Source organism: Aestuariivirga sp. (genome assembly GCF_020252405.1).
Lineage (GTDB): Bacteria > Pseudomonadota > Alphaproteobacteria > Rhizobiales > Aestuariivirgaceae > Aestuariivirga.
Genome location: NZ_JADCDA010000021.1, coordinates 1 through 11,834 on the forward strand (window position 1 = coordinate 1; position 11,834 = coordinate 11,834).

11 protein-coding genes and 1 pseudogene are annotated in these 11,834 nt (G+C 66.8%); 8 read left to right on the plus strand and 4 right to left on the minus strand.

Annotated elements, in window-relative coordinates; genetic code table 11:
* A pseudogene (locus tag IOC69_RS04615) lies at positions 1–118 on the plus strand (IS110 family transposase); the annotation flags it as partial.
* Positions 119–219: 101 nt separating this feature from the next.
* Here IOC69_RS04615 and IOC69_RS04620 read toward each other — a convergent pair.
* The 4 genes from IOC69_RS04620 to IOC69_RS04635 are packed head-to-tail and all read right to left on the minus strand — an operon-like array spanning position 220 to position 4,130.
* Positions 220–465 (minus strand): MoaD/ThiS family protein, encoded by a 246-nt coding sequence (locus IOC69_RS04620; RefSeq protein ID WP_290542362.1) that lies wholly within the window; start codon positions 463–465, stop codon positions 220–222.
* On the minus strand, positions 466–2,793 hold the full coding sequence (locus IOC69_RS04625; RefSeq protein WP_290542363.1) for a xanthine dehydrogenase family protein molybdopterin-binding subunit: 2,328 nt from the start codon (positions 2,791–2,793) through the stop codon (positions 466–468).
* A gap of 4 nt (positions 2,794–2,797) precedes the next feature.
* Complete coding sequence (locus IOC69_RS04630) at positions 2,798–3,268, minus strand: (2Fe-2S)-binding protein (RefSeq protein ID WP_290542364.1); 471 nt, start codon at positions 3,266–3,268, stop codon at positions 2,798–2,800.
* A 1-nt stretch (position 3,269) separates the two neighbouring features.
* Complete coding sequence (locus tag IOC69_RS04635; RefSeq protein WP_290542365.1) at positions 3,270–4,130, minus strand: xanthine dehydrogenase family protein subunit M; 861 nt, start codon at positions 4,128–4,130, stop codon at positions 3,270–3,272.
* Between the two features lie 234 nt (positions 4,131–4,364).
* Here IOC69_RS04635 and IOC69_RS04640 point away from each other — a divergent pair, with 234 nt between their 5' ends.
* The 7 genes from IOC69_RS04640 to IOC69_RS04670 all read left to right on the plus strand — a co-directional run bounded on the left by IOC69_RS04640 (position 4,365) and on the right by IOC69_RS04670 (position 11,802).
* A complete protein-coding gene (locus tag IOC69_RS04640; RefSeq protein WP_290542366.1) occupies positions 4,365–5,225 on the plus strand; it encodes a phosphotransferase in 861 nt (286 codons plus the stop codon).
* A 4-nt stretch (positions 5,226–5,229) separates the two neighbouring features.
* Positions 5,230–6,462, plus strand: coding sequence for a kynureninase (gene kynU / locus IOC69_RS04645; protein WP_290542367.1), 1,233 nt, complete (start codon positions 5,230–5,232; stop codon positions 6,460–6,462).
* Complete coding sequence (kynB, locus tag IOC69_RS04650) at positions 6,459–7,079, plus strand: arylformamidase (RefSeq protein ID WP_290542368.1); 621 nt, start codon at positions 6,459–6,461, stop codon at positions 7,077–7,079. Before kynU ends, kynB begins: the two co-directional genes overlap by 4 nt.
* 119 nt (positions 7,080–7,198) lie before the next feature.
* Positions 7,199–8,557: an aspartate aminotransferase family protein gene (locus tag IOC69_RS04655; protein ID WP_290542369.1), complete on the plus strand. Its 1,359-nt coding sequence runs from the start codon at positions 7,199–7,201 to the stop codon at positions 8,555–8,557.
* Between the two features lie 184 nt (positions 8,558–8,741).
* Entirely contained in the window at positions 8,742–9,929 is a 1,188-nt protein-coding gene (locus IOC69_RS04660; RefSeq protein ID WP_290542370.1) for an EAL domain-containing protein, read from the plus strand.
* Between the two features lie 16 nt (positions 9,930–9,945).
* A complete protein-coding gene (locus IOC69_RS04665) occupies positions 9,946–10,788 on the plus strand; it encodes a TIGR01459 family HAD-type hydrolase (RefSeq protein ID WP_290542371.1) in 843 nt (280 codons plus the stop codon).
* Positions 10,789–10,800: 12 nt separating this feature from the next.
* Positions 10,801–11,802 carry a bifunctional riboflavin kinase/FAD synthetase gene (locus IOC69_RS04670; RefSeq protein ID WP_290542372.1) on the plus strand — a complete coding sequence of 334 codons (1,002 nt, stop codon included), beginning with the start codon at positions 10,801–10,803 and terminating at the stop codon, positions 11,800–11,802.
* Positions 11,803–11,834 lie beyond the last annotated feature (32 nt).

Here is an 11,834-nt window from a genome sequence, read left to right on the forward strand (position 1 = left end):
ACGACTCCGGGAAGCCGGAAAACCCTTCAAGGTCGCCCTCGTCGCAGCCATGCACAAGTTCCTCACCATCCTCAATGCCATCATGCGAGACAACACGGAGTTCCGCCACAGCTACTGAAAATCGACAGTTGCTTGTCCCGGGCATCTTTTTCGCTGCCACCAAAAAGGATGGCCGGGACGAGCCCGGCCATGATGGGTGGGAGAAGGTGGAGCCGTGAGCTAGCCGCCCTGTATCCTCGGCAGCAGATAGATTTCCGCGCCCTCGGGCAGTTCCTTTCCCCAGTCGTCGCGGTAGATGCGGCCGTTGATCGACACGGCCACGCCGCGCGCCAGGTGCGGGGCCATGCCGGGGTAGGTTTCCTCGAGCTTGCGGAACAGTTCGCGGATGGTTTTGGCGTCGACTGAAACGGTGGGCGCTCCGCCCGCTGCCGGACGGAGCGCCCCCCAGAGGTGTATCTCGGCCAATCAGGCCTTCTTGGCCGCCTCGAGCGCCTTGAGGACGCGCGGGGGCGACATGGGAACATGCGTCATGCGGACGCCGAAGGCGTTCGACATGGCGTTGGCGATGGCGGCGAGCGGCGGAACGATCGAGGTTTCGCCGACGCCGCGCACGCCATAGGGGTGGTTGGGGTTGGGGATCTCAAGGATCTGCGTGTCGATCATCGGCAGGTCGGAGCACACCGGGATGCGGTAGTCGAGGAAGCCCGCATTCTGCAGGCGGCCATCCTTGCCGTAGATATACTCCTCGTTCAGCGCCCAGCCGATGCCCTGGGCCGCGCCGCCCTGGTACTGGCCTTCCACATAGGCCGGGTGCACCGCCTTGCCGGCGTCCTGGATGACCGTGTAGCGCAGGATTTTGCTCCGCCCGGTTTCGGGATCGACCTCGACGTCGGCGATATGCGTGGCGAATGACACGCCTGCGCCGTCAGCGACGATTTCGGAGTGGCCCGCGATGGGGCCGCCTGTGTTGACGGCGGCCGCCGCGATCTCCTTCAGCGAGAGGGGCGCGAGGTTGCCGTACTTCTCGCCCACCGCCTTGGCGTGGCCGTCTTCCCACTTCACGTCGTCCACCGGGATTTCCCACATCCTGGCGGCGCGCTCACGCAGCACGGTGATGGCGTTGCGGGCGGCGAAAATGCCGGCCATGGACGACGAGAAGGTGCCGCGGCTGCCGTCGGTCATGTCATTGTGGCCGAGCGAGCCGGTGTCGGCCACGATGCACTTCACCTGCTCGTAGGAAACGCCCAGTTCTTCCGCAACGCACAGCGCGATCGAGGCGCGCGAGCCGCCGACGTCGACCGTGCCGACCGTCAGCGTCACCGAGCCGTCGGGCCCGACGTTGATGTCAGTGCAGGTCTGGCCGCCGAAGTTGAACCAGAAGCCGCAGGCCATGCCGCGGCCCTGGTTCTTGCCCAGAGGTGCGGACATGTGCGGGTGCTTCTTGGCCGCTTCCAGCGTGGCGCCGATGCCGATCGGCCCATAGACCGGGCCGTAGGAGGCCTTGGTGCCCTGCCTGGCCGCGTTCTTGATGCGGAAGTCCACCTCGTTCATGCCGATCTTGTGGGCGAGCTCGTCCATGACGCTCTCGACCGCGAAGGCCGCCATGGGGGCCGACGGCGCGCGATAGGCGGCGGTCTTCGGGCGGTTCACCAGAACCTCGTAGCCGACGGTGCGGACGTTCTTGAGATCGTAGCAGGCAAAGGCCGTCATGGAGCCGAGCTCGGCCCACATGCCGTAATAGGGGCCGCAGGAGAAGCGCAGCGTGGCGTCCGCCGCCACGATCGTGCCGTCCTTCCTGGCGCCGATCCTGACGTCGATCGAGGTCGCAGACGTCGGACCCGAGGCGCGGAACACCTCGTCGCGCGTCATGGTGATCTTCACCGGGCGGTTGGCCTTGCGCGACAAGGCGAGCGCCACCGGCTCCGCCCAGACATGCGTCTTGCCGCCGAAGCCGCCGCCGATTTCCGAGGAGGTGACGCGCAGCCTGGAGACGTCCATGCCGAGCAGCATGGCGCAGTGGTTGCGGTAGACGAAGTGGCCTTGCGTGCAGACCCAGAGTTCGCCCGTGCCGTCGGGCGAGACGGAGGCCACGCAGGCATGCGGCTCGATATAGCCCTGGTGCGTCTGCTCGGTGCGGAAGGAACGCGTGACGATGACGTCGGCCTGCTTGAAGCCCGCGTCCACGTCGCCGTGCCCGAACTCGGTGCGCTTGGCGATGTTGGAGGGCTTCGTGGGCCTGGGCTCCACGCCCTCGGTGAGGAGCCTGGGGTTCACCAGGGGGGCTCCGGGCTTCACCGCCTCGTCCACGTCGGTGACGTGCGGCAGGACCTCATAGTCCACCTTGATGAGCTTCAGCGCCTTGCGGGCGGTGGGCGCGTCCACAGCGGCGACGGCGGCCACCGCGTGGCCGTCATACTTCGCGACGCCGCGCGCCATGCAGTTCTCGAGAATGTCATACATCGACTGGTCGCCGCCGGTGTGATCGGGCAGATCCGCCGCGGTGACGATGGCCTTCACGCCGGGAAGCTTCTCGGCCTTGGACGTGTCGATCTTCCTGATCCTGGCGTGCGCGTGCGGGCTGCGCAGCACGAGGCCGACGAGCTGGCCCGGCATGCTGAAGTCCGCGCCATAGCGCGCGCGGCCCGTCACCTTGTCGAGGCCGTCGGGGCGCAGGGGCCGCGTGCCCACGCTCTTGAAATCCGTCCTGGCGAGGACCGGATCGTGAATGACGGTCGGCGTCACGTGGTTCGGCGCATCCTCGAAGGGATGGGCCATGGTGCTTTCAGAAGCCATTGTCTTAACCCCTCATAACCTTGGCGGCGTCCTGGACGGCGCGCACGATTTTGTCATAACCGGTGCAGCGGCAGAGATTGCCGGCCAGACCGAAGCGGATTTCTTCCTCGGTGGGATCCGGGTTCTTTTCCAGCAGCGCCTTGGCGGCCATCAGGAAGCCCGGTGTGCACACGCCGCACTGGAGCGCGGCATGCTCGATGAACTTGGTCTGCAGCGGGTGCAGCTCCACGCCGTGGGACATGCCCTCGACCGTCTCGATCTCATGGCCTTCCGCCTCGACGCCGAGCATGAGGCAGGCGCACACGACGCGGCCGTCAACCTGCACCGAGCAGGAGCCGCAGTCACCCGTGCCGCAGCCCTCCTTGGCGCCGGTCAGGCCAAGGCGGTTTCTCAGCACGTCGAGCAGCGACTCATGCGGATCGCAGGCGAACTCCACATTGTCGCCGTTGATGGTGGTGGAAACGAGAACGGCCATCTTACTTACCTCCCGCGCGCTTGTATGCGATCTCAGCGGCGCGCCTGGCCAGCACGGCGGCAACCTTGGTGCGGAACTCGACGGTGCCGCGCTTGTCGTCGATCGGGCTGCAGGCGGCCGACGCGGCCTCGCCCAATTTTTCGAGCGCCGTGCCGTCAAGCTTCGTGCCGACGATCGCCTTGGCGGCGGCCTTCACCAGCACAACGGTGGGAGCAACCGCGCCCAGCGCCACGCGGGCATCCTTGATCACGCCCTTGGCGTCGAGCGTCAGGCTGACGCCGGCCGAGACCACCGCGATGTCCATCTCGCTGCGCGGGATGAAGCGCAGATAGGCGTCACCCGATTTGCCCTTGCGGGCGGGAAGCTCGATCGCCTCGATCAGCTCGCCCTTCTTCAGCGCGTTCTTGCCGGGGCCCACGGGAATGTCCTCGACGGCCACCTTGCGCTTGCCCCTGGGACCCTGGATCACCGCCCTGGCGCCGGCGGCGAAAAGCGCGGGAACACTGTCGGCGGCGGGCGAGGAATTGCACAGATTGCCCACCACGGTGCAGCGGCTCTGCACCTGCTTCGAGCCGATGAGGCCCGCGGCCTCCACCACGCCCGGCCAGGCCTTGATGAGCGCCTTGTTCTCGTTCATCTCCGCGCAGGACACCGCCGCGCCGATGGTGAAGCCGCTCGCGGTCTTCCTGATTTCGCGCATCGGCTTGATGCGCTTGATGTCGACCACGAGATCGGGTTCGACGAATCCGCCCTTCATGCGCACGAGAAGGTCCGAGCCCCCCGCGAGCACATAGGCACTGCCCTTGGCCTTGGCGAGCAGGCCGACTGCCGCCTTGGTCGTTTCTGGTGCTTCATATTGCATGGTGCGTCACCTGTTTAAATATCGGATGGCATTTTGGGCCACCCGGACCCCAAAGGTCAACCGCCGTGCGTGCCGGCCGCGCGAATAAGACGCGCGGGAGACCCGGCCATGCCGCGGCGCGGCGTTGACTTGCAGGCGCGCTGCGGTGGAATGTCGCGCGCGGACAACGGGAAACGTCGGGAACAGGCCATGCAGGCGGCGGAAAAGGCAGATGGCGGGGCGGCGGAAGCCCGGATGAGGGCGCTTCCCCTGTGGAAAGGCCCCATCACCGTCACGCCGCTGAAGGGCGGCGTCAGCAACGCGAGCTTCAAGGTCACCGATTCGACCGGAAGTTATGTGGCCCGGCTGGGTGGCGACTATCCCTTCCACCAGGTTTCACGCGAACGTGAAGCGATTGCCTCGCGCGCCGCCTTCGAGGCCGGGCTGTCGCCGGAACTGGTCCACGCCGGGGACGGGCTGATGGTGCTGCGCTTCGTGGAGGCCCGCACCTATGCGGAGGCCGATGTGCGCGCCAATGCGGGGGCCTGCGTCGACATCCTCAAGCGCTGCCATGCGGAGATGGGAAGGCGCATCACGGGGCAGGGCGCGGTTTTCTGGGTGTTCCAGATCCTGCGCGACTACGCCGCGACGCTTCAGCGGCATGGCCACCGGCTGGCGGGCGAGGCGCCGCGCTGGGCGAAAATCGTGGACCGGCTGGAGGCAGCACAGCTGCCGCTCCCCATCGTCTTCGGCCACCATGACATATTGCCCGGCAATTTCATGGACGACGGCAAGAGGCTCTGGCTCATCGACTGGGAGTATGGCGCGTTCGGAACCGCGATGTTCGATCTCTCCTCGATCTCCGCCAACAACTCCTTCGATGCGGCGGGCGAGACGCTGATCCTCGAGCGCTATTTCGGCCGCGAGCCGACCGAGGCCATGTGGCGCGCCTTCCATGCCATGAAGGCGGCGAGTGCGCTCCGCGAGGCGGTGTGGGGCATGATCTCGGAACTCTTCCTCGCCGCGCCCGGCGTCGACTATGCCGCCTATGCGAAGGAATATCTGGGCCGCTTCGACAAGGTCCACGCGGATTATCTCGAGAGATACGGAGCCTGATGCGATGAACCGCAGCCGTTGCGAAGCCCTGGACGCGCAAGACCCGCTCGCCCACAAGCGCGCCGCCTTCTCGATTCCCGAGGGGCTCATCTATCTCGACGGCAATTCGCTGGGCGTGCTGCCCGTCAACGTGCCCGCCCGCCTCGCCGAGGTTGCGGCCAGGCAATGGGGCGAGACCCTCATCAAGTCCTGGAACGAGCATGGCTGGTTCCACCTGCCGCGGAAGATCGGCGACCGCATTGCACGGCTGATCGGCGCCCCGGCGGGCAGCGTGATCGCGGGCGACACCATCTCGGTGAACCTGTTCAAGCTTCTGGGCGCGGCGGCGAAGCTCAACCCGGCGCGGCGCGTGATTTTGTCCGACACGGGCAATTTCCCCTCCGACCTCTATGTGGCGCAAGGCTTCCGCGGCCTGATGGATGACGGCTATGCGCTCAAGGTCGTCGAGCCCGGGCAGGTGATGGACGCGATCGACGAGAGCGTGGCCTTCACCATGATCACCGAGGTGGACTATCGCACCGCGCGCCTCCACGACATGAAGGCGGTGACCAGGCGCGCGCATGATAAGGGCGCGCTGACCATCTGGGACCTCGCGCACTCGGCGGGCGCGACGCCGGTGCAGCTTGCGGCGGCCGACGCCGATTTCGCGCTGGGCTGCACTTATAAATATCTGAACGGCGGCCCGGGGGCGCCCGCCTTCCTCTATGTGAAGTCGGACTTGCAGGACAAGGTGCGGCCGCCGCTCTCGGGCTGGTGGGGCCATGCCGCGCCCTTCGCCTTCGAACCCGAGTACAGGCCCGCGCCGGGCATCATCCGCAACCAGTGCGGCACGCAGCCCATCCTGTCCATGGCGGCTCTCGACGCCGCGCTCGACGTCTGGGACGATGTCGACATGACGGTGCTGCGGCGCAAGTCCCTCGCGCTGTGCAAGACCTTCATCGACCTCGTCGAGCAGCGCCTCGCGCCGCATGGCGTGATGGTGGCAGGCCCGCGCGACATGAACGGGCGCGGTTCGCACGTGTCGGTCCACCACCCGCAAGGCTATGCCGTGATGCAGGCGCTGATCGCCGCCAATGTGGTGGGCGACTTCCGCGCGCCGGATATGATGCGCTTCGGCTTCGCGCCGCTCTACACCAGCTTCACGGAGGTGTGGGACGCCGTCGACATCCTCGCCCGCATCCTCGACAGGGCTGAATGGAACGAGCCGCAATTTCTGGCGCGGAAGGCGGTCACGTGATCATCGACATCACGCAGGGGCTTTCCCCCGGCATGGCGGGCTTTCCCGGCGATGCGGCCTATGAGGAGGCCTGGACTTTCCGGCTCGGCCCCGGCTGCCCCGTCAATGTCTCGCGCGTGTCCTTCTCCGTGCACTGCGGCACCCATGCCGATGCGCCGCTGCATTACGACGCGACGGGTGCGCCCGCCGCCGCCTTGCCGCTGGAGCCCTATATCGGCCCCTGCCGCGTCATCGATGCGCGCGGGGCGGGGCCGCTGTGCATGCCCTCCGGCATTGCCGCCGCACTGGACGATGCACCCCCGCGCATCCTGCTGCGGCTGATGGATGCGCTCGACCCGAAGAGGTGGCCCGGCGGCTTCCGCGCGCTGGCCCCGGAGACGGTGGAACTGCTGGCCTCGAGGGGCGCAATGCTCGCCGGGATCGACACCCCGTCGGTCGACCCGGAAAGCTCGAAGACCCTCGCCGCCCATCATGCCTGCCGCAAGGCCGGCATGCGGATTTTGGAGAACCTCGCGCTCGCGCATGTGGAGCCGGGCGACTATGAACTCATCGCGCTGCCGCTGAAGTTCGAGAACCTCGACGCAAGCCCAGTGCGGGCCGTGCTGCGCTTGTTCTGACACATTGCGGGATGGTGTCCGGAAACAGGCTCTGGTCCAGGCAACGGTCAAAGCTGGCGCATTTCCCTGCCCATGGCCTTTCTGCTATCACTGCGCATCGCCTGGAGGAGAATTGACCGATGAACAAGCCTGTGAACCTGGACGGCGCGACCAACTGGGAGCCCTCGCCCAACAATCTTGAGCCGTTCTGGATGGGCTTCACGCCCAACCGCGCCTTCAAGAAGCGCCCGCGCATGATCGCCCGCGCCAAGGACATGCACTATTACGACATGACCGGCCGCCCGATCCTCGACGGTTCAGCGGGGCTGTGGTGCTCGAATGCCGGCCACTGCCGCGAGCCCATCGTCAACGCCATCCAGAAGGCGGCCGCCGAGCTCGACTTCGCGCCAACCTTCCAGTTCGGCCACCCCAAGGTGTTCGAACTCGCCTCGCGTCTTGCCACCATGGCGCCGGGCGACCTGAACTATGCCTTTTTCTGCAACTCGGGCTCGGAGGCCGCCGACACGGCGCTGAAGATCGCGCTGGCCTATCACCGGGCCAACGGCGAGGCGAGCCGCACCCGCCTGATCGGGCGCGAGCGCGGCTATCACGGCGTGAACTTCGGCGGCATTTCGGTGGGCGGCATGGTGGCCAACCGCAAGTGGTTCGGCGCCATGCTGGCGGGCGTCGATCACCTGCCGCACACCTACAACCGCAAGGAACAGGCCTTCACCAGGGGCGAGCCGGAGTGGGGCGTGCACCTGGCGGACGAGCTTGAGCGTCTTGTGGCGCTGCATGACGCCTCGACCATCGCCGCGGTGATCGTGGAGCCGATGGCGGGCTCGACCGGCGTGCTGCCGCCGCCCAAGGGTTATCTGAAGCGCCTGCGCGAGATCTGCACCAAGCACGGCATCCTGCTGATTTTCGACGAGGTCATCACCGGCTTCGGCCGCCTTGGCCATGCCTTTGCCGCCGAGCGCTTCGGCGTCACCCCGGACATCCTGACCTTTGCCAAGGGGGTCACCTCCGGCACCGTGCCGATGGGCGGATGCATGGTGCGTCAGGGCATCTACGACAAGTTCATGAACGGGCCGGACCATGTGATCGAGCTGTTCCACGGCTATACCTATACCGGCCACCCGATGGCGGCCGCGGCGGGCGTTGCCACCATGGACCTCTATCGCGACGAGAAGCTGTTCGAGAACGCCAGGAAGCTTGAAAACGTCTGGGCCGAGGCCGCCTTCACGCTCAAGGGCCACCCGCTGGTCGAGGACATCCGCACCCTGGGCCTCGTGGCCGCCATCGACCTCAAGCCGGTGGAGGGCTCGCCGGGACTGCGCGCCTATAAAGCCATGGAGAATGGCTTCCATGACGTGGGCATGCTGGTCCGCATCACTGCGGACACGATTGCACTCTCGCCGCCGCTGATGATCAACGAGAACCAGATCGACGAAATCTTCTCCGACAAGATGCCGAAGATCCTGGCCTCCGTGGCCTGATCGCAAGAAGTTCTACCGCAGTTGCGAAGGCCGGAGGGCAACCCCTCCGGCCTTTTTGCGTGGGACAGCGGAAAACGGGGCTTCCCGGAAAGGGCGATTCATGCAATCCCATAAGCAGTTGCTCGGAATCGTGACCGAATCATTGCCGGGCGGAACACGTGACGGGGTAAAGGGTCGAGGCAGAATGTCACGACACATGGCGCCGGTGATGTTGGGGCTCACCGCTTTTCCGCTGGCTGCGATCGGAATTGCGGCCTACATCGTCGCGTCCGCCGGGCCCCAGATGATGGCAGTGGCGGGGGCGATCCTGCTTCTGTCCTGCTGCATCCTGCTGACCGTGACCGTGGCGGTGGTGAAGCTGCAGCGCCATGACGAATGGCTGTGGCTGCAGCAGGATTCGCTGCGCGGGCTGGCCGTGAAGTCCGACGATCTTGCAACGCGCCTCGGGAGAGTGGAACATCTGCGTGGCGACACGGTGACGACCGCCGAACTCGCCGCCGTATCGCGCGATATGAAATTGTTGCGCCGCGAACTCCATGATTATGCGGGCGCCCGGCAACAGTGGCGCCATAATGGCCCGGAGGCGGAGCCCCCGGCCGCCGCCGCCGCGCCGCCGCCCCAGCCGGGCAAGGCCGCGGGCCGCGAGGAGCTGACGCTGCTGCTCGAGCCGGTGGTGGACCTGGCATCCGGTTCGACCAGCCATTATCGCGCGATGGTGGGGCTGACCGATGCCCTCGGCAAGCTGATCGGCCATAACGATGTGATACTGAAGGCCGATCAGGGCGGCATGCGGCCCGCGCTCGACCTGCGCATGGTGAAGATGGTGGCCCCGGTGCTGCGCCGCCTGCGCAACCGCAATCCCGGGCTTCGCGTCTTCGTGCCGGTGGGCAGGGCGACGCTCGGCGCGCCTCAGGAAGCGGCAAAGCTGATGGCGCTGCTGCAGAAGGATGGCGACGTGGCGCAGGGCATGGTGTTCGAATTCGCCCAGCAGGATTTGGGAAGCCTCGACGCGGCGGGGATCGAGAACCTGGCGAGGCTCGCCCGCAACGGCGCCACGCTGGCGCTGCGCGAGGTCTTTCTCGGCGGGCTGGACCTGGCCGCGCTGCGCCAGATCGGCGTGCGCTTCCTGGCCTTTCCGCCGCATGCGGTGGATGCCGGAAACGGCCCCCATGCCGCCTGGGCCGATTTCGCCAGGCAGGCGCGCGCCTTGCAGATTCAGGTGATCGTGGGCGACGTGAAGACGCCCCAGCAGGCCGCAGCCGCAAGCCGCGCCGCGCGTTTCGGCTATGGTCCTTTCTTCGCTCCGCCGCGCAAAGTGAAGCCCGATGCCGGCATTGCGGCCTCCGCCGCGCGCACGGCCAACGCCGCCTGACGGCGCGCCGCCCGTCATGCAGGAACTCTCCGACGCCTATCCCATATGGTTCTGCGACATCTGGGGCGTCGTGCACAATGGCGTGACGCCGTTTGCCGTAACGGTGGCGGCGCTGAAGCGGCACCGCGCGAGGGGCGGCGCCGTCATCCTCGTCACCAATTCGCCGCGCAGCAATCTGGGTGTGGAGAGACAACTGCTCGAAATCGGCGTTGACCCCGCCTCGCATGACCGCATCGTGACCTCGGGCGACGTCACGCAGGTGCTGATGAGGCTGCATGGAAGCAGGGGCGTTTATCACGTGGGCGCCGCACGCGACCTGTCGATCTATGAGGGCACGGGGGTGGCGCGCGTTGGCCTCGACGCGGCCGAGGCCGTGCTGTGCACCGGGCTGTTCGATGATCTCAACGACAGGCTCGGGGATTACGAGCCGCTGCTCGACGATATGAAGCGGCGCGGACTTGCGATGATCTGCGCCAACCCGGACAAGATCGTCAAGAAGGGCGAGCGCATTCTCTATTGCGCGGGAAAGCTTGCCGAGATGTATCAGGCGCGCGGCGGCGAGGTGCTGATGGCGGGCAAGCCCTTCGCGCCGATCTATGACCTCGCGCTGGCCGAGGCCCGGCGCATCCGCGGCGCGGATGTGGCCGCGGCGGATATCCTGGCGATCGGCGACGGGCCGGACACCGATATCCGCGGCGCCGCCGATTATGGCCTTGACGCGCTGCTTGTTGCAGAAGGGGTGACGGATGCGGGCGAGGGGTTGCATGCGGCGGAGGCCCGGGTGCTGAACGCCGTGCCGCATGCCCGCATCGTGGCCACCGTCCATGACCTGTCATGGCACGGCGCGCCGCAGACGTGATAAGGGACCGGAATGCAAGCGATCGCGGGCCTGTCGCCTGTTCCTGAAGCCTGCCGCGGCGGCGTCGCCGCCATCGGCAATTTCGACGGCGTGCACCGCGGCCACCAGGCGCTGCTGGCGCGGGCGGCGGCGGAGGGCGCGCGGCTTGCAATTCCGTGGGGCGTGATGAGCTTCGAGCCGCATCCCCGCAGCTTCTTCCGCCCGGACGAGCCGGTGTTCCGGCTCACCCCGGGGCCGCTGAAAGCGCGGCTCGTCGCGGCGCTGGGCGCCTCCTTTCTGGCGGTGCTGGATTTCGACAGGGCGCTTTCGGAACTTACGCCCGAGGCGTTCGTGCGGCTGCACCTCGTGGAGCGGCTGGCGGTGAGGCATGTGGTGATGGGTTATGACTTCCACTTCGGCAAGGGCCGCAAGGGGGGGCCCGCCACCATGACGGAGCTGGGCGCGAAATTCGGTTTCGGCGTCACCATCGTCGAACAGGTGACGGATGAGGGCGACCGGCATTCGCCCTTCTCGTCGAGCAACATCCGCCAGGCGCTGCGGCACGGACACGTGACGGCGGCGGCGCGCGAGCTTGGCTATCGCTGGAGCGTGCTGGGCGAGGTGGTGAAGGGCGACCAGCGCGGCCGCACCATCGGCTTTCCGACGCTCAACATCGTGCTGGACAAGGGGGCGGACCCGTTCCGCGGCATCTATGCGGTCAGGGTGCGCGATGCTGAGACGCCCGCTGCCCCGGTGTGGCAGGGAGCAGGCTATTTCGGCGACCGACCGACGTTTGACACCGGGCGCACCTTCCTTGAGGTCTATCTCATCGGCTTTGCGGGCGATCTCTATGGGCGGCATCTGTTCGTCGAGTTCATCGACCTGATCCGCCCCGACAGGCGCTTTGCGTCCATCGATGAACTGGTCACGCAGATGAAGATGGACTGCGACGCGGCGGTGAAGCGGCTCAACGCGCCGGACGATGCGGTGACGGCGTTTCCGCTCGGCAGGCTGCAGGCCGAGGGGAGGATATAGAGCATTTTCAGGTCAGGTAGACACCGGTTGAC